Genomic DNA, 22,698 nt, shown 5'->3' with positions numbered 1-22,698 from the left:
TTCGGGGCAAAGGCGCGGGGAGGCGCCGTCCCATGATCCATCGTCGTTGCATCCTCGCCGCCGGCGCGGTCCTGCCCTTCGCCGCCCAGGCGCAAGCCCCCCAGGCACAAGCCCCGTGGCAGCCCACCCGGCCGCTGCGGATGATCGTGCCCTTCGTCGCCGGGGGCAGCACCGATGTCGCGGCGCGCCTGGTCGCCGACCAGATGGGCGAGAAGCTGGGCCAGCCCGTCATCGTGGAGAATCGCGGCGGCTCGGGCGGCAATATCGGCGGCGAGATGGTGGCCCGCGCCCCGGCCGACGGCCACACGCTGCTGATGGGCGTGACGGGGCTGCTCAGCACCAATCCGCACATCTACCGCACGATGAGCTTTTCCCCCGCGCGCGACTTCGCCCCCGTGGGCATGTGCTACACGAGCGACCTCGTGATCGTCGTGCCGCTCTCGCTGCCCGCGCGCGATCTCGCGGAGTTCATCGCGCTCGCGAAGTCGCGGCCGGGCGAGTTGTCCTTCGGCTCCTCGGGCCATGGCGCCTCCACGCATACGGCGACGGAGCTGTTCCGGATCGCGGCCGGGATCGACATCCAGCACGTGCCCTATCGCGGCTCGGGCGGGGCGATGAACGACCTGATCGCGGGCAATATCCAGATGATGATGATCCAGATCGCCGGGGCCGTCGGCGCCGTGCAGGACCGCCGGCTGCGGGCGCTGGCGGTCAGCGGGCCGCGCCGCCACGCCCTCATGCCCGATGTGCCGACCCTGGCGGAACTTGGCTTTCCCCAGGCCACGGCGACCTCCTGGGGCGCGGTGATGACCACGGCGGGCACGCCGGCGCCGGCCATCGCGCGGCTGAACCAGGTGCTGCGCGAGGCGCTGGCCATGCCCATGGTCATGCAGCGCATGGCCAATGCGGGGGTGGATCCGCAGGCGAGCACGCCGGAGGAACTGGCGGCCTTCCTCGTCAGCGAGTCCGAGAAATGGGGCCGCGTGGTGCGGGAGGCGAATATCACGGTGGAGTAGCGCATCGCGAAGTGGGCGGGCACGGCGGATAGCCGCGCCCGCCCGGCATCGCTATATTGACCGGCTGATCCGAGAACAACGCCAGGACTTTGCCCCTCATGCCCCAGTATCGTTCGCGCACCACCACCCATGGCCGCAACATGGCCGGCGCCCGCGGCCTCTGGCGCGCCACCGGCATGAAGGACGGCGATTTCGGCAAGCCCATCATCGCCATCGCCAACAGCTTCACCCAGTTCGTCCCCGGCCATGTCCATCTGAAGGACCTCGGCCAGATGGTCGCCCGCGAGATCGAGGCGGCCGGCGGCGTGGCCAAGGAATTCAACACCATCGCGGTGGATGACGGCATCGCCATGGGCCATGACGGCATGCTCTACAGCCTGCCCTCGCGCGAGCTCATCGCCGACGCGGTCGAGTACATGGTCAACGCGCATTGCGCCGACGCGCTGGTCTGCATCTCCAACTGCGACAAGATCACGCCGGGCATGCTGATGGCCGCGATGCGCCTCAACATCCCGACCGTCTTCGTCTCCGGCGGCCCGATGGAGGCCGGCAAGGTCATCCATCGCGGCAAGAAGCGGAAGGTGGACCTGATCGACGCCATGATCGTCGCGGCCGACAGCAGCGTCACCGACGAGGAGGTGGAGGTCATCGAGCGTTCGGCCTGCCCGACCTGCGGCTCCTGCTCGGGCATGTTCACCGCCAATTCGATGAATTGCCTGACCGAGGCGCTCGGCCTCGCGCTGCCCGGCAACGGTACCGTCCTGGCCACGCATTCCGACCGCAAGGAGCTGTTCCTGGAGGCCGGCCGCCGCATCGTCGAGATCACGCGCCGCCATTACGAGACGGACGATTTCTCGGTCCTGCCGCGCAACATCGCGACCCTCGCCGCCTTCGAGAACGCGATGACGCTGGACATCGCCATGGGCGGTTCCACCAACACGGTGCTGCATCTGCTCGCCGCCGCGCATGAGGGCGAGATCAAGTTCTCCATGGCCGATATCGACCGGCTCTCGCGCCGCGTGCCGGTGCTGTGCAAGGTCGCGCCCTCGGTGGCCGACGTGCATGTCGAGGACGTGCACCATGCCGGCGGCATCATGAGCATCCTGGGCGAGCTGGAGCGCGGCGGTCTCATCGACACCTCGGTGAGCCGCGTGGACGCGCCGACGCTGGCCGAGGCGCTGGAGCGCTGGGACCTCCGCCGCACGGTGGACCCGAAGGTCACGAACTTCTTCTGCGCGGCCCCCGGCGGCGTGCCGACCCAGGTGGCCTTCTCCCAGTCCGAGCGTTGGGAAGAGGTGGATATGGACCGCGAGAAGGGCGTGATCCGGGACATGGAGCACGCCTTCTCGAAGGATGGCGGCCTCGCGGTGCTCTACGGCAATATCGCGGCCGAGGGCTGCATCGTGAAGACGGCCGGCGTGGACGCGGCGATCCTGAAGTTCACCGGCCCGGCGCGGGTCTTCGAGAGCCAGGATTCCGCGGTCGAGGGCATTCTCGGCGGCGCGGTGAAGCCCGGCGAGGTCGTGGTCGTGCTCTACGAGGGGCCGCGCGGCGGGCCCGGCATGCAGGAAATGCTCTATCCGACGAGCTATCTGAAGTCGAAGGGCCTGGGCAAGCTCTGTGCCTTGGTGACGGACGGGCGCTTCTCGGGCGGCTCCTCGGGGCTGTCCATCGGGCATCTCTCGCCGGAAGCGGCCGAGGGCGGCGCGATCGGCCTTGTCGAGACGGGCGACCTGATCGAGATCGACATCCCCAACCGCACCATCAACCTCGCCGTGTCGGACGAGGAGATGGCGCAGCGCCGCGCGGCGATGGAAGCGAAGGGCGACGCCGCCTGGCAGCCGACCGAGCATCGCAAGCGCAACGTCACCACGGCGCTGAAGGCCTATGCGGCCTTCGCCAGCAGCGCGGCCAAGGGCGCCGTGCGCGACCTGTCCTCGATCAAGCGCCGCTGAGGGAAGGGGGGCTTCGCGCCCCCCGCGCTTTCCCTAACCGCCGTCGCGCGGCGTCTCCTAGACGCGCGACGGGAATGCCCGATAGCCTGACTGCCGATCCGACGAGCTGGGCGAAGACCCGGCCCCAAGAAAAAGACCACCCAAGGGAGACCGCCCCATCATGGCACCGCCCGCGCCGGCCCGGAATCCCGTCCGGTTTCTCGCCCTCTGCTGCGCCGTCCTGGCCGCGATTCTCGGATCGCCCGCAGCCGCCCAGTCGCGCCGCACGACCTTCATCGTCCCCGCGGCCGCCGGCGGCAGCACCGATGTGATCGCCCGCGTGCTCGCCGAGCACATGGCGCGAACCCTCGGCCAGACCGTGGTGGTGGAGAACGTGTCGGGTGGGCAGGCGACGGTCGCGCCCGCGCGCACCGCCGTCTCGGCGCCGGACGGGGCGACGGTGCTCATCGCGCAGCTGCCGCTCATTTCCGCCCCCTTCCTCTTCACCGGCCTGCGCTACGACGTGCAGACGGCCTTCGCGCCGGTCGGGCTCATCAATGCCGGCTATACGGTGCTCATGGCCCGCAAGGGGCTCGCCTCCTCGCCGGCCGAGGCGATCAGCCGGCTGCGCGAGAACGGCAACGGCGCCAATCTCGGTAATGGCGGGATCGGCAGCAGCGGGCATTTCTGCGAGATGCTGCTCGCCCGCGCACTCGGCATCCGCCCGACCTTCGTGGCCTATCGCGGCGGGGCGCTGGCGATGAACGACCTCATCGGCGGAACGCTGGACGCCATTTGCGACCAGTCCACCAATGCCGTGCCGCAGATCGCCTCCGGGGCGGTGCAGGGCGTGCTGGTCGCGGGGCCTGCACGGATCGCTTCCATCCCCGATGTGCCGACCTCCGCCGAGCTTGGCCTGCCCGAGGTCAACCTGGCCGTGTGGCACGGCATGTACGTCGCGCGCGCGACGCCACGCGCCATCATCGATCAGCTGAACGCGGCCCTGCGCGCCGCTTTGGCGGATCCGGCCATCGTGGCCCGCTTCGCGCAGCTGGGCACGACGGTCTTCCCCGAGAATGAGTGGACGCCCGAGGCGCATGAGGCGCGGTTCCAGGAAGAATATCAGCGACTGGGCCGGCTGCTGTCGGCCATGGGCGTCACGCCGCAGACGGTCGAATAGACCAAGGGGAAGCACCACATGGATCTGGGAATTGCGGGCCGCCACGCGATCGTCTGCGCGGCGAGCAAGGGGCTGGGCCGGGCCTGTGCGGAGGCGCTGGCGCGCGAGGGCGTGAGCCTCACCATCTCGGCGCGGACGCGCGCCGATATCGAGGCGGCGGCGGCGGCGATCCGCGCGGCGCATGGCGTGGCGGTCACCGCCATCGTCGCCGATGTCACGACCGTGGAGGGCCGCGCGGCGATCCTGGCCGCGGCGCCTCAGGCGGATATCCTGGTGAACAATGCCGGCGGCCCGCCGCGCGGCGATTTCCGGTCCTTCACGGCGGAGCAATGGCTGGCCGCGGTCAACGACAACATGGTCGCGGCGATCGAGCTCATCCGCGCGCTGGTCGACGGCATGATGGAGCGGCGTTTCGGCCGCATCGTGAACATCACGTCCTCGGCGGTGAAGAGCCCGACGGCGGACCTCAGTCTGTCCACGGCGGCGCGGTTGGGCCTGACCGGCTATGTCGCCGGCGTCGCGCGGCAGATCGCGGGGCATAACGTGACGGTGAACAACCTTCTGCCCGGGGCCTTCGAGACCGACCGCTTCCGCGGCGGCGTGACGGGCCGCGCCAAGGCGGCCGGGATCACCTACGAGGAGCAGCTGGAGCGCCAGCGCGGGACCATCCCCGCGCGGCGTGTTGGCGATCCGGCCGAGTTCGGCGATGCCTGCGCCTATCTGTGCAGCCGCCAGGCCGGCTACATCACCGGGCAGAACCTGCTGCTGGATGGCGGGCAGTTTCCGGGCACGTTCTAGCTCCGTGCGCCGGGCGGTTTCTGCCGTAGCGTCAGCCCCGGCAGAACCGCCAGCAGGCAGGCCAGGCCCACCGCGATGAAGGCGTCGCGGAAGCCCATCAGCCCGGCCTGGGCCTCCACCATCCGCATCAGGAAGTCATGCGCCGCGTCGCGCCGCACCACCTCCGGCAGGCCGCCCTGGGTGTAGAGGTTCTCCAGCAGGCGGCGCACTTCCAGCGTCGCGGGGCCGCCGTCGATGAAGACGTTCAGGCTGTCGGCATGCTGCTGCGTGCGCCGCTCCATATAGACGGCCAGCAGGTTCGTCCCGAAGGCGCCGCCCAGCATGCGGAAGAAGTTGATGCTGCCCGCGCCCTGGCCCAGCAGCGACGGCGGCAAGGCGCGCATGGCACCGACATTCATATTGGGCATGGTCAGCCCGAGCCCGACGCGCCCGATCAGGATCCAGATGGCCAGCTGCCAGAAAGAGCTGTCCGTCCCCACGCCCGCGATCAGCCAGCTGGAAAAAGCGAAAAGCAGCAGCCCGCAGCAGACCGGCAGCCAGGGCGGCACGAAATCCGCCATGCGCCCCGCGATCAGGAAGGCCAGCGCCACCGCGAAGCCCGCCGGCATCAGGATCAGCCCCGAGCGCGTGGGCGTGTAGCCCTGCACCACCTGCACCAGCAGCGGCAGCAGATAGGTGGAGCCGAAGATCGCCCCGCCATAGATGAAGGCGACCATCGCCGCCCCGGTGAAGCCCCAGTGACGGAACAGCCGCAGGTCCATCAGCGGCGAGCGCGCGTAGTTCTGCCACGTCACGAAGGCGAGGCCGGAGAAGCCCGCGATCATCAGCTCGACCACCACGCGATCCGAACCCCAGCCTTCACGCTGGCCGTTGGTGAGGCCCGAGAGCAGCGTGGTCATGGTCAAAGCCAGAAGGATCGCGCCGGGCCAGTCGAAGAGGCGCGTCCCGGCCGAAAGGCGTCCCGGCATGAAGGCGAGGCCCATCACGAGGCCGAGCATCGCGGTCGGCAGCGAGAGGAAGAACACCGCATGCCAGGAGTAATGATCCACCAGCACGCCGCCGAGCGTGGGGCCGATCGCAGGGGCCATCACGACGCCCATGCTGAAGAGGCCCATCGCCGTGCCGCGCCGCTCGGGCGGGAAGACGAGGAAGATGATCTGCATCGACAGCGGCTGCAACAGCCCGGCCGAGGCGCCCTGCAGCACGCGGCAGACCACCATGACGTTGGTGTCCGTCGCGAAGCCGGCTAGCAGCGAGGTCACCACGAAAACGGCGATGGAGCCGACATAGGTGAACTTGAATCCGAAGCGGTCGACCGCCCAGGCGTTCACCAGCATGAAGGCGGTATTGGCCGCGAGGAAGCCGGTCGAAAGCAGCTGTCCCTCCTCCTGGCCCATGCCCAGCGCGCCCATGATGTCGGGCAGGGCCACGACCACGATGGTGGAGGAGAGGATGCAGGAGATGGTGCCGGTCAGCGCCGTCAGGGTGACGAGCCAGCGGTAGGAGGGACCGAAGCGGGCGAACATCGCCTCGATCGAGGCGCCGCCACCCGCCGCGCTACTCACGCGCTTCCGCCTCTACGCGGACCAGCATGCCCGGGCGAAGCAGGCCCGGCGGCGGCGGCGGATCGAGCCGCACGCGCACGGGTAGGCGTTGCGTGATGCGCGTGAAGTTGCCGCTGGGATTGGGGCTGGGCAGCAGGGCGAATTCGCTGGTCGCGGCCTCGACCAGGCGGTCCACCACGCCCGGGAACTCCTGGCCGGGCCAGGCGTCCACGGTTACGCGCACGGGCGTGCCGGGACGGAAGAAGCGGATGTCCGTCTCCTTCACATTGGCGTCGATGCGGATCTGGGCGGGGTTGTGCACCAGGATGATGCGCTGGCCGGCGAGGACGTATTCGCCCGGATCGACGTAGATGCGATCCACCACGCCGTCGAAGGGCATGCGCATGGTACGATCGGCGAGGTCGAGCGCGGCGCGGTCGCGCGTGGCGGTCAGCTCGCGCTCCAGCGGGCCGAGGGCCTCGAGCTGCCGCGTGATGACCTGCATCTCCTCGCGCGCGGCGAGTGCAACGGCCATCAGCGCCTCGGCATTGCGGATCTCGGCGGCCGCGGAGGCGACGCGCTGGCGGGAGATGTCGAGCCCGGCGCGCAGGCGCTCGACCGTCTGGCGCGTGCCGCTGCCGCTGGCGATGAGGCCCTGGGCACGGTTCAGCTCGGCCTCGGCGAAGCCGCGCTCGGCCTCGGCGGCGGGAAGGGCGGCGCGGGCGGAATCGAGCTTGGCGATGGCGGCGTCGTGCTGGCTGGCGCTCGTGCGGTCGACCATCGCGAGGCGCGCCTGAAGCTCCGCGTGGCGGGCGCCGATGCCGGAGATGCGGGCGTTCAGCTCCTCGACCGCGAGGGCGGATTCGCGCCCGTCCATCTGCACGAGAAGCTCGCCCTGGCGCAGGCTGTCCCCCGCGACGGGCGGCAGCTGCGTCACCCAGCCGGGGACGCGGCTGGCCAAAGTGATCATGTCCGAGGCGACGCGCGCATCGTCGAGGACGACGTGGTGCAATTGCCAATGCAGCCAGCGGAGGCTGAAGCCGAGTCCGGCAAGCACCACCAGCGCGAAGGCCGCTGTCCGTAAAAGGCGACGGCGAGGCTTGTCCCGCCTGATCTGATCGACGCCCTCCGCCGCTTTCGCGCGGTTGGGCGGCCCGATATCCATTCGACGTTTCCCAATCCGCCTGATCATGCCGGCGGCACCTTTACATTGTAAGCATAGGATGAATTTTTGCGGGTCGCCAATCCGTCGGCGGGTTACCTGATGGTCAGCTTTTGCCCGTGCGAGGCGAGAAAGGGCATCGATCCGCCTGGCGCGTCGGATGGGCGTGCGGCGCAGAGCGCGACGGAGTTGCGCAGCTTCGCCCGGTAGCCACGGCCGTGTCAGGCGAGATCGCGAAGCCCTCGCGTGCCAGGGCCGCGCGGTGATCAGGCGGATCGTATATTTATTCCTTGGTGTATAAATAGCAGGCGCCGAGGCCCTTCCATCCCACGCCTCGCCATCTGCCTCGAAGGAGATGCCGCATGCATCGGATTGTCGTCGTGGGCGGAGGGGCGGCCGGCCTGGAGCTGGCCACCCGGCTCGGCAACCAGCACGGACGCGGCGGCCGGGCCAGCGTCACCCTCGTCGAGCGCGCGCGGACGCATTTGTGGAAGCCGCTGCTGCATGCCGTCGCGGCCGGCGCCATCGACCGCGGGCAGCACGAGCTGAACTATCTGGCCCAGGCGCATTGGCACCACTTCACCTATTGCTTCGGCGAGATGACCGGACTTGACCGCGCGGCGCGCGAGATCGAGCTCGGCGCCACCTTCGACGAGGAGGCGCGCGAGATCACCCCGGCGAGCCGCCTGGGCTACGACACGCTCATCATGGCCGTCGGCAGCGTCACCAATGATTTCGGCACGCCGGGCGCCGCGGAATACGCCATCCCGCTCGAGACGCCCGACCAGGCGACCCGCTTCAACCGCCGGCTGATCAACGCCTGCCTCCGCGCCAACAGCCAGAGCGAGCCGGTGCGGCCGGGGCAGCTGCATGTCGCCATCATCGGCGCCGGGGCCACGGGCACGGAGCTGGCGGCCGAACTGCACCAGACGGTGCGCGCGATCGTGGCCTATGGGCTCGACCGCATCGTTCCCGAGCGCGACATCCGCATCATTCTGGTCGAGGCGGCGCCGCGCATCCTGCCCGCCTTGCCGCAGCGCATCGCCGACGAGACCATGCGCCTGCTGCGTGAGATGGGCGTCGAAGTCCGCACCGGCACGCGCGTGGCGGAAGTGGGCGCCGAGGGAATCCTGCTGGCGGATGGCGGCTTCCTGCCCTGCGAGCTCATCGTCTGGGCAGCGGGGGTGAAGGGGCCGGACTTCCTGCACGAGCTCGGTGGGCTGGAGACCAACCGGATCAACCAGCTCGTCGTGGAGCAGACGCTGCGCACGACGCGTGATCCGGCGATCTTCGCGATGGGCGATTGCGCGGCCTGTCCGCAGCCGGGCCAGGCGCAGACGGTGCCGCCGCGGGCCCAGGCGGCGCACCAGATGGCGTCGCACATGGTCGGGCAGGTGGAGCGGATCCTAAACGGCAGGCCGCTGGAGCCCTTCGTCTACAAGGATTTCGGTTCGCTGGTCTCGCTCGGCGAGTACAGCACGGTGGGGAGCCTGATGGGTTTCCTGGTGGGGCGCAGCTTCTTCGTGGAGGGGATCTTCGCGCGGCTGATGTACCGATCGCTCTACCAGATGCATCTGGCAGCGCTGCACGGGAGGGCGCCGACGCTATGGCGCTATTGGCTGTCGCTCTTCTCGCAGCGCCCGGCGCCGCGGGTGAAGCTGCATTGAAGAACCGGCTGGCGCGCTACTCCGCCGGCAGCGGCGGTGTGGCGATCCGCTCGCGCTTTCCGCCGGCCAGGCTCTCCAGCGCGAGATACACCACCGGCGTCGTATAGAGCGTCAGCAGCTGCGACAGGGCGAGCCCGCCGATGATCGCGATGCCCAGAGGTTGCCGCAGCTCGCTGCCCGGGCCACTGCCGAGCGCCAGCGGGACGGCGCCCAGCAGCGCGGCCAGCGTCGTCATCAGGATCGGGCGGAAGCGCTCGCGGCAGGCCTCCAGGATGGCCTGCTCGCCGCCTTCGCCGCCCTCGCGCTCATGCTGCAGCGCGAAGTCCACCATCATGATGGCGTTCTTCTTCACGATGCCCATCAGCAGGATGACGCCGATGAGCGCGATGACCGTGAAGGGCGTGTTGGTCAGGATCAGGGCCAGCAGCGCGCCGATGCCCGCCGTGGGCAAGGTGGAGATGATGGTCAGCGGATGGATCAGGCTCTCGTAGAGGATGCCGAGCACCAGGTAGATGCAGACCAGTGCCGCGATGATCAGCAGCGTCTGCCCGCTCTGGAAGGAACGGAAGACCCGCGCATTGCCGGCGAACTCGCCGCGCACCGTGGGCGGCATGCCGATGTCGCGCTGCGCCTTCTCGACGAGCGCGGCCGCCTCGCCCAGCGCCACGCCAGGTTGCAGGTTGAAGGTGATGGTCGAGGCCGGGAACTGCCCCTGGTGGGCGATGGAGAGCGGTGCGCTCGACCGTTCCACCCGCGTCACGGCGCTGAGAGGCACCTGGCCACCGCTGCCCGGGACATAGAGGTCGTCGAGCTGGTGCGGATCCTCGGTCAGGCGCGGATCGATCTCCATGACGACGCGGTACTGGTTGCGCGTGCGGTAGATCACGCTGACCTGCCGCTGCGCGAAGGCATTGTTCAGCGTCTGGTTGATCGCCTGGATGCTGAGGCCGAGGCGCGAGGCCGCGTCGCGGTCCACCACCAGCCGGGAGACCAGCCCGGCGCGCTCCTGGTCGGAGGAGACGTCGGCCAGCTGCGGCACGGTGCGCAGCTGGCGCACCAGCAGCTCCGACCAGGTTTGGAGCTCATCGAGGTCCGGCGCCAGCAGCGCATATTGGAAGGAGGCGTTGCCGGCGCGGCCGCCCACGTTGATGTCCTGGACGGAGCGCATGAAGGTCTGCGCCCCGGGGATGCGATTGAGCGGTCCGCGCAGGCGATTGATCACGTCTTCGGCCGTGACGCCGGGCCGCTCGGATTCCGGCTTCAGCGAGATGAACATGCGCGCCGAGCTGCTCGAACCGCCGCCCCCGCCGCCCACCGAGACGCCGAGCGAGGCGACGCCCGCATCGGCGAGGATGATGTCCACCGCCTGCTGCTGCAGGTTCATCATGGTCTGGAAGGACGTGTCCGGCGCGGCCTGGACGAAGCCGGCGATCAGCCCGGTGTCCTGGGCCGGGAAGAAGTCCTTGGGGATGATGATGTAGAGCCAGACGGTGAGGCCGACGAGGCTCACGGTGAAGACCAGCATGATCGCGCGGAAGCGCAGCACCACCTTCAGGCTGGACATATAGCCCGCGATGATCGCGTCCATGCCCCATTCGAAGGTCCGGCCGAACCAGCCCGGCTTGCGCTCCGCATGCGAGGCCATGCGTGCCGCGACCATGGGCGTGACGGTGAGGGAGATGACCGCCGAGAAGGCCACCGCGACGGCCAGGGTGACGGAGAATTCGCGGAACATCCGGCCCACGATCCCCGGCATGAAGAGCAGCGGGATGAAGACCGCGATCAGCGAGACCGTGATGGAGACGACGGTGAAGCCGATCTGCCGCGCGCCCTCCAGCGCGGCTTCCATCGCGGGCATGCCCTTCTCGCGCAATCGCGTCATGTTCTCGATCATGACGATGGCGTCGTCCACGACGAAGCCGACGGAGATGGTCAACGCCATCAGCGACAGGTTGTCGAGCGAATAGCCCAGCAGCCACATGACGGCGAGCGTGCCGAGCAGCGAGAGCGGAACGGAGATGGCGGCGGCGATGACCGCGGCCTTGCGGCGCAGGAAAGCGGCCACCACCAGCACCACCAGGACGATCGAGATGATGAGGGTGAACTGCACCTCGTCCACGCTGGCGCGGATGGTCTCCGAACGGTCGCGGATGGTGTGGATATGCACGCCGTTGGGCAGCCAGCGCTGGAGATCCGGCAGCAGGCGCTGGATGCTGTCCACCACCTCGATCACATTGGCGTCCGGCTGCTTGAAGATGACGGCGATGACGGCCGGCCGGCCGTTGAAGCTGCCGCCCTGCCGCCGGTCGCGCACGCCGAGCTCGACATTGGCGATGTGGGAGAGGCGCATGATCGCGCCGTCCCGGGCGCGCAGGATGAGGTTGCCGTAGTCCGACGCCTGGTCGATCCGGTCGTTGATCGAGATGGCGCCGCCCTGTTCGGTGCCGTCGATGAGCCCGGTCGGCTGGGTGATATTGGCGCTGGTGACGGTGCTGCGGATGTTCTCCAGCGAGATCCCGGCCGAGGCCGCCGCCGCGGGGTCCACCTGGATGCGGATGGCCGGCTGCTCGGCGCCCGTCACGTTCACCTGCGCCACGCCGTCGATCCGGGCGATGCGCGGCGAGACGATGCTGTCCACCGCGTCATAGACCGCGCCGGGCGTCAGCGTGTCGGAGGTGATGGCGAGGATCAGGATCGGCGCGTCGGCCGGATTGGCCTTGCGGAAGGTGGGCGGGTTGGGCAGGCCGGCGGGCAGGTCGGTGCCGGCGGCGTTGATCGCGGCCTCCACGTCCTTGGCCGCGTCCGAGACCGAGCGGTTCAGGTCGAACTGCACCACGACCGAGGTGCTGCCGAGCGCGGAGCGCGAGGTCATCTCCGACACGCCGGCGATGGCGCCGAGCCGGCGCTCCAGCGGGGCCGCGACGGAGGAGGCCATGACCGCCGGATCCGCGCCCGGCTGGCTCGCGGTGACGACGATGGTGGGCAGGTCCATGCGCGGCAGGGGCGCCACGGGCAGGGCGAAATAGGCGACCATGCCGGCGAGCGCGAGGCCCACCGACATCATCACGGTTGCGATGGGGCGTCGGATGAAGGGGGCCGAGATCGACATGCTATTCCGCCGGCGCTCCCTGCGGGACGTGCTGCCCCTCGGGCTTGCCGCCCAGGCGCGTGCGCAGCTGCTCCATGGCCAGGTAGATGACCGGTGTGGTGTAGAGCGTGATGACCTGGCTCAGCAGCAGGCCGCCGATGACCGAGACGCCGAGCGGCAGGCGCAGCTCGCTGCCCGGCCCGTTGCCGAGCACCAGCGGCACGGCGCCGAGCAGCGCGGCCATGGTGGTCATCATGATCGGGCGGAAGCGCAGCACGCTCGCCTCGTAGATGGCGTCGCGCGGGGAGCGGCCATGCTCGCGCTGCGCCTCCAGCGCGAAGTCGATCATCATGATGGCATTCTTCTTCACGATGCCCATCAGCAGCACGATGCCGATCAGCCCGACCACGGAGAGGTCCAGCCCCATGACCCAGAGCGCCAGCAGCGCGCCGATGCCGGCGGAGGGCAGGGTGGAGAGGATGGTGATCGGATGGATCACGCTCTCATAGAGGATGCCCAGCACCAGGTAGATCACCACCATCGCGGCCAGGATCAGATAGGGCGAGCTCCGCAGCGAGGTGTTGAATTCCGCGGCGTCGCCGGAGAACTCTCCGGTGATGGTGTCCGGCAGGCCCATGGCGCGCTCGATCCGCTCGATCTCCTGCACCGCGTCGCCGAGCGAATAGCCCGGGGTGAGGTCGAAGCCGATGGTCACGGCGGGGAACTGGTCCTGCCGCGTGACGGTGAGCGGGCCGGCGCGGCGGGTGATGGTGGCGATGGCGCTGAGCGGCACCTGGAAGTTGCCGCTGGCGCTGGCCGAGGTCGCGGTCACGGTGGCGCCGGAGGTGACCTGCGTGGCGCCGATGGTGCCGCCGGTACCGCTGGAATTGCCCGGCACGCGCAGCAGGCCGATCAGCGAGGGGTCATCGCGGATCTCGGGCGTCGTCTCCAGCACCACGCGGTACTGATTGGACTGGGCGTAGATCGTGGAGATCTGCCGCTGGCCGAAGGCGTCGTAGAGGATGTCATCCACCGCCTGCATCGTGACGCCGAGCTGCGCCGCGCGGTCGCGGTCGACCTCGACATGGACGCGCAGCCCGCCGTCGCGCTGGTCGGAGGTGACGTGACGCAGGGCGGGCGCGGCGGCCAGACGCTCCACGAGCCGCGGCGCCCATTGGCGGAGCTGCACGGCGTCGGAATCGGACAGCGTGTAGAGGTACTGCGTGCTGGCCACGCGCGCGCCGATCTGGATGTCCTGCACGGCCTGGATGCGCGTGTCGACGCCGGCGACGGCGGCCATCCGCGGCGCCAGCCGGTCCGCGATCTGCTGGGCGTTGGCGGCGCGGTCGGCACGCGGCTTCAGGATGGCGGTGATTCGCCCGGCATTCGCCGCCGCGTTCACCGTGCCGGCTCCGGCGACGGAGGTGACGCCCGACACGTCCGGATCCTGCTGCACCACGGCGGCGACCTGCTGCTGCAGCGCCACGACCCGGGCGAAGGAGGCGTCCTCCGGAGCCTCGGTGGTGATGACCAGCAGGCCCGTATCCTGCGCGGGGAGAAAGCCCTTGGGCATGACGATGTAGAGGCCGACCGTGCCGGCGATGGTCGCCGCCGTCAGCAGCAGCATCAGCCGCTCGTGCCGCAACACCCAGCGCAGGCTGCTCGCGTAATGGTCGCGCATCCAGTCGAAGCCGCGCTCGAACTGGCGGGAGACCCAGCCGGGCCGGTCCTCGCCGGCGGGGCGAAGCATGCGGCCGGTCATCATCGGCGTCAGCGTGAGCGAGACGAACATGGAGACGATGACGGCGATGGTCAGCGTCAGCGCGAATTCGCGGAACAGGCGGCCCACCACGCCCGACATGAAGAGCAGCGGGATGAAGACGGCGATCAGCGAGACGGTCAGCGAGACGATGGTGAAGCCGATCTGCTTGGCGCCCTTGTAGGCGGCGGCGAGGGGGGATTCGCCCTCCTCGATCAGGCGCACGATGTTCTCGATCATCACGATGGCGTCGTCCACGACGAAGCCCGTCGCGATGGTCAGCGCCATCAACGAGAGGTTGTCCATCGAGAAGCCGCAGAGCGACATGATGCCGAAGGTGCCGATGATGGAGAGCGGCAGGGCCACGCCGGGCACGACCGTGGCGCGCGCGCTGCGCAGGAAGAGGTAGATCACCGCCACCACGAGCACGACGGAAAGGATCAGCGTGAACTGCACCTCATGCACCGAGGCGCGGATGGTCTCCGTCCGGTCGGCCACCACGGTCAGCGTGATGCCGCCCGGCAGCGCGCCCTGGAGCTGCTCGAGCTGGGCGCGCACGCGGTCCACCGTCTCGACGATATTGGCGCCCGGCTGGCGCTGCACGTCGATGAGCACGGCGCGCTGGCCGTTGAACCAGGCGGCGTTCAGCGTGTTCTCCAGCCCGTCCACCACGACGCCCACGTCGGAGAGGCGGACCGGCGCGCCGTTGCGATAGGCGACGACGAGGCTGGAGAAGGCGGCGGCCGTGCTGATCTGATCGTTGGCCATCACCGTCGAGGCCTGGTGCGGCCCGTCCAGCGAGCCCTTGGGGCCGGCCTGGTTGGCGCCCACGACGGTGCTGCGGATATCCTCCAGCGAGAGCCCGTAGGAGGCGAGCCGGCGCGGATCGGCCTGAATCCGCACGGCCGGGCGCATGTTGCCCTGCACCGTCACGCGGCCGACGCCGGTGACCTGCGAAAGGCGCTGGGCCAGCAGCGAATCCGCGGAATCCGAGACACGGTAGATGGGGATGGAATCCGAGGTCAGCGCCAGCGTCATGATCGGCGGATCGGCCGGGTTCACCTTCGCGTAGGTCGGCGGATAGGGCAGGTTCAGCGGCAGCGTGCCGCGCGCCGCGTTGATCGCCGCCTGCACGTCCTGCGCCGCGTCGTCGATGTTGCGGCCCAGGTTGAACTGCAGGGTGATGCGGCTGGTGCCCGGGCTGCTGATCGAGCTGATCGAGGTCAGCCCCGAGATCTGGTTGAGCTGCCGCTCCAGCGAGGCGGCGATCTGCAGCGAGATGGTCTCGGGCGAGGCGCCGGGAAGCTGGGTGCTCACCTCGATGGTCGGGAAATCCACCTCGGGCAGCGCCGAGACGGGCAGCTTCAGGTAGCCGAAGATGCCGCCCAGCAGCACCGCCACCGCGAGGAGCGAGGTGGCGATGGGCCGGGCGATGAAGGGGGCGGAAACGTTCACGGCGTTGCGGCGGCGGGCGCGGCCTGCGGCGCGGCGGGCTGCTGGCCGACCGGCGGTGTGGCGGGCCGCCTCTCGCCCGAAGCACCCTGACCCTGGCCCTGGCCCGCGTCGCCGCGGCGCCCCTGGCGTGCCTCGCCCGAGGTCGGGTTGCCGGTGCCGGCATCGCCCGGCGGGCCGCTGCCGGCGGGCCGCTGGCCGCCCGAGCCGCCGGGGAAGCGGCGTCCGCGCGTGGGCGCCACATAGGCCGGCACCACGGGCTCGATCACCTGCACGCTCGCCCCCGAATTCAGGCGGAGCGCGCCCGAGGTGACCACCTTCTCATCCACCTGAAGGCCGCGCGTCACCACCGCGTCGGTCGCGTTGATGAAGCCGGTCGTGATGGGCCGCTGCTCGACCGTGTTGTCGTCCTTGAGGACGAAGGCATAGGTGCCGTCCGGCCCGCGCTGCACCGCGACGAGCGGGATCGTCATGGCCTGGCGGATGGTGCCGACCAGCATGCGCACGTTCACGAAAGCGCCCGGCCAGAGCTGGCGGTCGGCATTGGGGAAGGTCGCCTTCATCCTGATGGTGCCGGTGGTCTGGTCCACCTGGTTGTCCGGCGTCAGCAGCGTGCCGGTGGCCCGCGTCGAGCCATCCGAGGCGATCACCAGGACCTCGACAGGCCCCTCGCGCATCGCCGCCAGGATCCGCGGCAGGTCCTGCTGCGGCAGGGTGTAGACGACCGTGATCGGATCGACCTGCGTCACGACCACGAGGCCGGTGGTGTCGCCCGATCGTACCAGGTTGCCCTGGTCCACCTGGCGCAGGCCCACGCGCCCGTCCACGGGCGAGCGGATGGTGGTGAAGTCGAGCTGGATGCGCGCGGTGTCGATCGCCGCCTGGTCGGCCTGCACCAGCGCCTCGTTCTGCGCGACGAGGGCGCGCTGCGTGTCGAGCTGCTGGCGCGAGGCGCCGTTGCTGCGCGAGAGGTCGATGTAGCGCTGCAGGTCGAGCCGCGAATTCGCCAGCACCGCCTGGTCCTGGGCGAGCTTCGCCTCGGCCTGGGCGACCGCGGCGGCATAGGTGCGCGGGTCGATCCGGGCCAGCACGTCGCCGCGGCGGACCTCCTGGCCTTCGGTGAAGGCCACCTCGACGAGGATGCCGTCCACCTGTGAACGGACGGTGATGGTGTTGAGCGCCTGCACCGTGCCGAGCGCGTCGAGCAGGACGGGCAGGTCCTTGCGCGTGGCGGGGGTGACAGTGACCGGGACGGCGCCGCCGCCGAGGCGGCTTCGTCCGCCAGGTCCCGCCTGGGCAGACTGTCCCGAGAACTTCTGGGACAGCTGCGGCCAGTAATACCAGATGGATCCGCCGGCACCGCCAAGGATCAGCAGCCAGACGAGCCAGCCGATCCAACGGCGGCCCTTCCTCGGCGGTTCAGGCTCCAGCCCGGCGGGCGGGGGGCTGGCCGGGCTCGGCAAGGCAGGCCGCACCGGCGGTGCGGGCAGCGCCTTGGCGGCGGGTTCGAGCGGGAAGGGCGTATCGGGCATCGTTGTTTTCCCTCGACCTCAGGACCATCCGCCGCCGAGCGCGCGGAAGAGTCCGACCGCGGCCTGGAGCTTGAGGAGACGCACCTGCGCGAGCTGGTTGCGGGTGTTGAACAGGGTTTGCTGCGTGTTCAGCAGGGTGAGCAGGTCGATCGTGCCGGCGCGCAGCTGCGCTTCGGAGATCGAATAGGCCCGCTCGGCGCTGCGGGTCGCCAGCGCCTGGAGCTCTTCCTGGGCGGTCGTCTCGCGAAGGGCCACGATCGCGCTCTCCACATCCACCAGCGCGGCGACGATCGCCAGCCGGTAGTTCTCGAGGATCTCGTCGGCCTGGGCCTGGGTCAGGCGGTACTGGGCTCGCAGCTGGCCGAGCTGAAAGATGGGCTGCGTCAGCCCCGATGCCAGGGAGTAGAGCACGGAACCGGGCTTCAGCAGGTTCTCGATCGCGAGGTTCTGGAAGCCACCGCTCGCCGTCAGGGTGATAGAGGGGAACATTGCCGCGCGGGCCTGCTCCACGCTCGCCTGGGCGGCCGCGAGCGTCGCCTCGGCCTGCCAGACGTCGGGCCGGCGCTGCAGGATTTCCGAGGGAAGGCCGGGCGAGGCGACCGGGATGCGGATATCGCCCAGCGCCATGCTCGGCCGCGCCACCCGCTCGGGCGTCTGGCCGGTGAGCGTGCCGAGCGAATAGGTGTTCTGGTCGATCGCCTGGCGCAGCGGCGGGATGGCGGCGCGCTGCTGCTCCACCAGTGTCTGCTGCTGCGCGATGTCGAGCCCGGTGTTGGTGCCCGCCGCGAGCCGCTGCTGGAGCAGGGTCAGGATGCGCTGCGCCGCCTCGAGGTTGGACTGTTGGATCGCCAGCTGCTCGCGCGAGGCGAGGATCGTGAAATAGGTGGTGGCGACCGAGGCCTCGGTGGTCAGGGTCACGGCGCTGACGTCGAAGCGGTTGGCGCGGGCGTTCTGCTCCTGGGCGACGACCGCCGCGCGGTTCTTGCCCCAGAAGTCGATCTCGTAGCTCGCCTGCAACCCGGTCTGGAAGATTTCGCGCTGCGTGAAGCGGCTGCGCCCAACGCCCGAAATGTTCACCGCGGTGGCGGTGGAGGTCGGCGACTGGCTGCGCGTGGCGCTGGCGGTCAGGTTGCCGGTGGGCAGCAGCGTCTGGCCGGTGATCCGCACCTGGGCATCGGCCTGCCGGACCCGCGCGATGGCGGCGCGGATGTCGAAATTGGCCGTGACCGCCTGCTGCATGAGCGCATCCAGCTCGGGCGAGCCGAAGCCGCGCCACCAGAGCGGATCGGGCCAGTTGGCCGCCTCGGCCGTCGCGGAGGCGAACTGCGCGGGCAGGGCGATTCCGGACTCGGGATGCGGCCGGAAGGTGGAGCAACCGGCGAGCGGGAGGAGCGCGAGCGCAAGGGCGGCTCGACGGGAAGGGAGACGGGGTGACATCACGGGGCCCTGTATGACGCGTTCGCCGAGGCGGCGCAGCAACTGTTACCCTTTGCAAATCTTGCCAACAAAGCCGTCACCTCCGCGTCCGGACACGGCCGGGAGCAGCTCCCGGGACCGGGACGCCGGAAAGGCGCCGGGGCGCATCAGAAAGCAGGAACCCGGCAGGCATATGGCGGGTTGCCATGCCGGGAAGGTGGGCCGGGAAGGTGGGCCGGGTAAGCCGGGGCCGGGGAAAGCGGGCTGTCAGCGCAGGGAGAAGCGCACCGGCACGGTCAGCGAGATCGGATTGCCCGAGACCTCGTCGGGCGGTGCGGGCAGCGGCGAGGCGCGCCGCGCCAGCTCCAGCGTCTCCTGGTCCAGCGCCGGATAGTTCGAGCTCCGCGCGATACGCGCGCTCAGCACATTGCCCGCCCTGTCCATCGTGAAGGCCAGATGCACCACGCCCTCCTCGCGCCGCGAGCGCGAGGATTCCGGATAGCGGCGGGCGGCCTGGAGGCGCGCCATCAGCTGGCCCTGCCAGCTCGACACGCCGCCGCCGCCGGAGCGCTGCACCGTCGCCGTCCCGGTCGTCGCCGGCGCCGCGACGGGCGCGACCTCGGTGGAGGTTTCGGCGGGCGCGGCCTGGCTGCTCACCGGCTGCGGATGCGGCGGGCGCGGCCGGGGCGGGCGGCGCTGGGGCGGCGGCGGGGTCGGCGGAGGCGGCGGCGAGGGTAGCACCACCTCGGGCTCGACCACGGGCGGCGGCGGCTCGGGAGGGGGAGGGGGTTCCTCGAATTGCGGGGGCGGGGGGGCGGCCTGGGCCTCCTCCGGCTCGGGAATCGGGTCGGGCGCAGGCGGCGCGGGTGCGAGGTCGATCATGATCGACTCCTCGGCTGCCATCCGGGCCGCGGGCGCGGGCTTCAGCAGCATCGCGGCGACCGCGCCGCCATGCAGCGCGACGACCACGGCCAGCGCGATGCTCCAGCGCGGCCTGGTGTCGCCCGCGCCGATGCCGCTCCAGGAGAGGCTGGCGCCGCTCACGGGTTCTGGCTCGCATCCAGCCCGACGAGGGCCAGCTTGAGGTAGCCCGCGGCCCGCAGCAGGTTCATCGCCTCGGTCAGCTCGCCATAGGGCACCACCGTGTCGGCGCGCAGGAAGACGCGCTGGTCGCGGTCGTTGCTGGAGGCCTCGTCGAGCGCGGCGCGCAGCCCCTCGCGGGTGACCGGCGTGTCGCCCAGCGCGAGGGTGAGGTCCGCGCGCAGCGTGAGGAAGATCGGCTTGTCGGGCCGGGGCTGCTGCGTCGCGGTGCTGGAGGGCAGGTCCACCGGCACGTCCACGGTGGCGAGCGGGGCCGCCACCATGAACACGATCAGCAGGACCAGCACCACGTCGATGAAGGGGCGTGACATTGATGTCGTGGGTCTCGACGAGATCGTCGTCGCCGCCACCGAGCTGGAAGGCCATGGTCGCTTACTCCGCCACCATCCGCAGATGCTGCGCACGCGCGGGATGGTCAAGCTCGCGCGAGAGCAGGCGCATCGTCTCGGCCACGCTGTCGGCCAGCAGGGCCTTATGGGCCGTGATGCCGCGCGCGAAGACGTTGTAGAGGATCACCGCCGGGATGGCCGCGACCAGGCCGAGCGCGGTGGCGAGCAGCGCCTCCGCGATGCCCGGCGCCACGATGGCGAGGTTGGTCGTCTGGGGCGCGCGAGATGCTGATGAAGCTGTCCATGATGCCCCAGACCGTGCCGAAGAGGCCGACGAAGGGACCGACCGAGCCGATCGAGGCCAGCACGCCCGTGCCGCGCGACAGACGGCGGCCGGCATTGGAGACGATGCGCTCCAGCCGCCAGCCCACGCGCTCCTGCAGGGGGTCGCGCTCGGCGCCCTCGCTGATGGCGAGCTCGGCCGCGGCGCTGCGGGGGGAGGGCGGCGGCGGCACCGGGCTGGCCGGCGAGGTCGCGCGCCGCCTCGGTCAGGTTGCGGGCATTGGGCCAGGGTGGTGAGGCCGGCGCGGGCGAGGCGGTTGGCGCCCAGCAGCTCGAAGGTCTTGGCCAGGGCCACGGTCCAGGTCAGCACGGAGGCGACGGCAAGGCCGCACATGACCGACTGCACCACGATATCGGCATGCGAGAACATGCCCCAGGGCGAGAGGTCCTGCGGCAGCATCGCGCGCGCGGCGCTGACGGGCGCGCCGGCGGGGGCATCGCCCTGCGCGAAGGCCTGGGCGGCGGCGATCACGAGCAGGCCCGCGGGGGCGAGGATTCGGGTGAGGAGGCGCTTGGACATGGCGGTCACTTTCTCAGACGGGCCTCGCCGGTGGCGGGACGGGGCTGGCCCCGACCCGCGAAGGCGCGGCCGCGCCTGCGCGGCCCGCTGGGGGCGTCGCCGCCCCAAACGGGCCGCGCAGGCCGGTGGTGATAGGAGGGGGCAGGGCAACTCCTGCCGGGAAGACGGCGATGCGGCCGGGCATGCCATGCTCTGGACGGCCACGACGTCGAGCGCGCCCGCCATTCCGGGCGCGGAAGCGGAAAGGCGTTGCGCGACGCGCAACGCCTTCTCTTCAGGCACGGATGTCAGGCGTCGTGGCACGTGGTTCAGAACCTCGCGGTGAGCGAACCGATGATGGTGCGGCCCGCACCCGGGGTGATGTTGCCCTGATAGACGCCTTCGTAGAACCGGCGGTCCGTCAGGTTCAGGCCGTTGAGGCGCGCCGTCAGGCCCTGGGTGATGTTCCAGGAGACGGTCGCGTCGTAGCGGACATAGGCCGGCACGCGCACCGTGTTGGTGGAGTTGCCGTAGCGGCTGTCGACATAGCTCGCGCCGCCGCCGATCGTCACGCCATAGGGCAGATCGTAGGTGGTCCAGACGGTCCCGGTGTGGCGCGGGGGTGTTGAGCATCTCGCGGCCCACTTCGGCCGGGTTGCGGGACTTGGTGGTCTCGCTGTTGAGATAGGTGTAGCCGGCGAGCAGATTCCAGCCCGGCAGGCTCGGCACCGGCGCGCCGCTGAAGGAGATCTCACCGCCGCGGACGCGCTGCTCACCCTGCAGCACGGTCACGGTGGAGTTGGTCGGGTCGACCGTTCGGGCATTTTCCTTGGTGATCTGGAAGAGCGCGCCGCGGACCTCGAAGTTCCGCGTGATCTCCCAGCTCGCGCCCACCTCGTAAGTGAGGTTGTTCTCAGGGCGGCAGCGGGGCCGTCGCCGCCGTGAGCGCGAGGCTCTCGGCCGAGGGGTTGTAGGAGGTGCCGGCCGCGAAATAGGTGCGCACGCCCTGGACGGGCTTGAACACCGCGGCGCCGCGCCAGCTCCACATGTTGTCGTTGCTCGAGAAGTTGGCGTTCGACGTGAAGCGGTTGGTCAGGCTCGCATCGAAGTTCTCGAAGCGGAAGCCGCCCAGCAGCTCGAAGAACTGGCCGATACGGATCTGGTCGACGCCATAGACCGCGACGCGATTGGCCGAGGTGCGCGTATCGGCCGTGAGCGAGCGGGCGTCCTGGTAGCCGACGGCCTGGTCGTAGTTCGGACTGACCAGCGACGCGGTCGGGCGGGTGGCGGTCCAGCGGCGCAACTGCACCGCCTCGTGGCCGACCTCGACGCCGGCGACGATGTTGTGCTGCAGCGGGCCGGTGGTGGCCTGCACGCGCAGCTCGCTCTGGTTCTCGATGATGCTGGTCGTGCCGGCGCGCAGCTGCGCCTGGCGGTTCACCATGATGCTGGCCAGCGGCGTGAGCGCGGTCACCGTGCCCACGATGCGCGGCGCGGTGGACGAGATGTTGCGGTAGTAGTTGCCGTAGCGCGTGGTGTTGCTGAAGGTCACGCCCTCGGTGAAGCGGGTGCTGGATGCGCGCCGTCATCACGTCGGTGATGTACTCCTCGCGATCCACGCCGCGCAGGCCGTAGAAGCTGCCGGGCGAGACATTTGCGACGCGGCCGGCGATGATCGGAATGCCGAAGTCGGGAATGTTGTTCTCGGTCTGGTGCAGGTAGTTGAGGGTGACCTGCGTGTCGCCGCCGAGGCCCCCAGGTGATCGAGGGCGCGACGCCCCAGCGCTCGTTATAGACATGGTCGCGGCGGGCGATGTCCTGGTGCATCGCCATGGCATTGAGGCGCATCGCCACGTTGCCGGCATTGACGTTGATGTCC

The 22,698-nt window shown here is 70.1% G+C and carries 16 protein-coding genes and 2 pseudogenes; 6 read left to right on the top strand and 12 right to left on the bottom strand.

The window, feature by feature from the left end; all coding sequences use genetic code 11:
• Positions 1 to 32: 32 nt before the first annotated feature.
• The 4 genes from ACO057_RS10380 to ACO057_RS10365 all read left to right on the top strand — a co-directional run bounded on the left by ACO057_RS10380 (position 33) and on the right by ACO057_RS10365 (position 4,928).
• Positions 33 to 1,016, top strand: coding sequence for a Bug family tripartite tricarboxylate transporter substrate binding protein (locus tag ACO057_RS10380; RefSeq protein WP_421991335.1), 984 nt, complete (start codon positions 33 to 35; stop codon positions 1,014 to 1,016).
• 98 nt (positions 1,017 to 1,114) lie between these two features.
• Positions 1,115 to 2,971, top strand: a complete 1,857-nt coding sequence (ilvD, locus tag ACO057_RS10375) for a dihydroxy-acid dehydratase (protein ID WP_421991333.1) — start codon at positions 1,115 to 1,117, stop codon at positions 2,969 to 2,971.
• 160 nt (positions 2,972 to 3,131) lie between these two features.
• Positions 3,132 to 4,130, top strand: coding sequence for a tripartite tricarboxylate transporter substrate-binding protein (locus ACO057_RS10370; protein WP_421991331.1), 999 nt, complete (start codon positions 3,132 to 3,134; stop codon positions 4,128 to 4,130).
• Between the two features lie 18 nt (positions 4,131 to 4,148).
• Positions 4,149 to 4,928 (top strand): SDR family oxidoreductase, encoded by a 780-nt coding sequence (locus ACO057_RS10365; protein WP_421991329.1) that lies wholly within the window; start codon positions 4,149 to 4,151, stop codon positions 4,926 to 4,928.
• Here the strand turns inward: ACO057_RS10365 and ACO057_RS10360 are convergent.
• Positions 4,925 to 6,493, bottom strand: coding sequence for an MDR family MFS transporter (locus ACO057_RS10360; RefSeq protein ID WP_421991327.1), 1,569 nt, complete (start codon positions 6,491 to 6,493; stop codon positions 4,925 to 4,927). The genes ACO057_RS10365 and ACO057_RS10360 overlap by 4 nt on opposite strands.
• Positions 6,486 to 7,637 (bottom strand): HlyD family secretion protein, encoded by a 1,152-nt coding sequence (locus ACO057_RS10355; RefSeq protein WP_421991325.1) that lies wholly within the window; start codon positions 7,635 to 7,637, stop codon positions 6,486 to 6,488. The genes ACO057_RS10360 and ACO057_RS10355 overlap by 8 nt, the downstream gene beginning before the upstream one ends.
• A gap of 359 nt (positions 7,638 to 7,996) precedes the next feature.
• Here ACO057_RS10355 and ACO057_RS10350 point away from each other — a divergent pair, with 359 nt between their 5' ends.
• A complete protein-coding gene (locus tag ACO057_RS10350) occupies positions 7,997 to 9,301 on the top strand; it encodes an NAD(P)/FAD-dependent oxidoreductase (protein WP_421991323.1) in 1,305 nt (434 codons plus the stop codon).
• A 16-nt stretch (positions 9,302 to 9,317) separates the two neighbouring features.
• On the opposite strand, the gene ACO057_RS10345 is transcribed toward ACO057_RS10350, so the two are convergent.
• From ACO057_RS10345 to ACO057_RS10300, 10 genes and pseudogenes are all read right to left on the bottom strand, one after another.
• Positions 9,318 to 12,410, bottom strand: coding sequence for an efflux RND transporter permease subunit (locus tag ACO057_RS10345; RefSeq protein WP_421991321.1), 3,093 nt, complete (start codon positions 12,408 to 12,410; stop codon positions 9,318 to 9,320).
• Between the two features lies 1 nt (position 12,411).
• A complete protein-coding gene (locus ACO057_RS10340; protein ID WP_421991319.1) occupies positions 12,412 to 15,603 on the bottom strand; it encodes an efflux RND transporter permease subunit in 3,192 nt (1,063 codons plus the stop codon).
• A complete protein-coding gene (locus ACO057_RS10335; protein ID WP_421991317.1) occupies positions 15,600 to 17,132 on the bottom strand; it encodes an efflux RND transporter periplasmic adaptor subunit in 1,533 nt (510 codons plus the stop codon). The genes ACO057_RS10340 and ACO057_RS10335 overlap by 4 nt, the downstream gene beginning before the upstream one ends.
• A gap of 18 nt (positions 17,133 to 17,150) precedes the next feature.
• On the bottom strand, positions 17,151 to 18,569 hold the full coding sequence (locus ACO057_RS10330) for an efflux transporter outer membrane subunit (protein ID WP_421991315.1): 1,419 nt from the start codon (positions 18,567 to 18,569) through the stop codon (positions 17,151 to 17,153).
• A 246-nt stretch (positions 18,570 to 18,815) separates the two neighbouring features.
• Positions 18,816 to 19,592 (bottom strand): energy transducer TonB family protein, encoded by a 777-nt coding sequence (locus ACO057_RS10325; protein ID WP_421991313.1) that lies wholly within the window; start codon positions 19,590 to 19,592, stop codon positions 18,816 to 18,818.
• Positions 19,589 to 20,015 (bottom strand): annotated as a pseudogene (gene exbD, locus ACO057_RS10320) (TonB system transport protein ExbD). The gene ACO057_RS10325 and the pseudogene exbD overlap by 4 nt, the downstream one beginning before the upstream one ends.
• Before the next feature lie 6 nt (positions 20,016 to 20,021).
• Positions 20,022 to 20,840: a MotA/TolQ/ExbB proton channel family protein gene (locus ACO057_RS10315; protein ID WP_421991612.1), complete on the bottom strand. Its 819-nt coding sequence runs from the start codon at positions 20,838 to 20,840 to the stop codon at positions 20,022 to 20,024.
• 308 nt (positions 20,841 to 21,148) lie between these two features.
• Positions 21,149 to 21,574, bottom strand: coding sequence for a TonB-dependent receptor domain-containing protein (locus ACO057_RS10310; protein WP_421991311.1), 426 nt, complete (start codon positions 21,572 to 21,574; stop codon positions 21,149 to 21,151).
• Positions 21,501 to 21,713, bottom strand: a pseudogene (locus ACO057_RS10305) (TonB-dependent receptor domain-containing protein); the annotation flags it as partial. The pseudogene ACO057_RS10305 and the gene ACO057_RS10310, both read right to left, overlap by 74 nt.
• A gap of 19 nt (positions 21,714 to 21,732) precedes the next feature.
• Positions 21,733 to 22,371, bottom strand: a complete 639-nt coding sequence (locus ACO057_RS10300; protein WP_421991309.1) for a TonB-dependent receptor domain-containing protein — start codon at positions 22,369 to 22,371, stop codon at positions 21,733 to 21,735.
• Between ACO057_RS10300 and ACO057_RS10295 the strand changes: the two genes are divergently transcribed.
• Complete coding sequence (locus tag ACO057_RS10295) at positions 22,358 to 22,582, top strand: hypothetical protein (RefSeq protein WP_421991307.1); 225 nt, start codon at positions 22,358 to 22,360, stop codon at positions 22,580 to 22,582. The genes ACO057_RS10300 and ACO057_RS10295 overlap by 14 nt on opposite strands.
• The last annotated feature ends 116 nt before the right edge of the window (positions 22,583 to 22,698 follow it).

The sequence above is a fragment of the Roseococcus sp. genome (genome assembly GCF_965227005.1).
Taxonomy (GTDB): Bacteria; Pseudomonadota; Alphaproteobacteria; order Acetobacterales; family Acetobacteraceae; genus Roseococcus.
The sequence above is the reverse complement of the archived record's forward strand: the minus strand, read 5'-3'. Positions and strand labels throughout refer to the sequence as shown.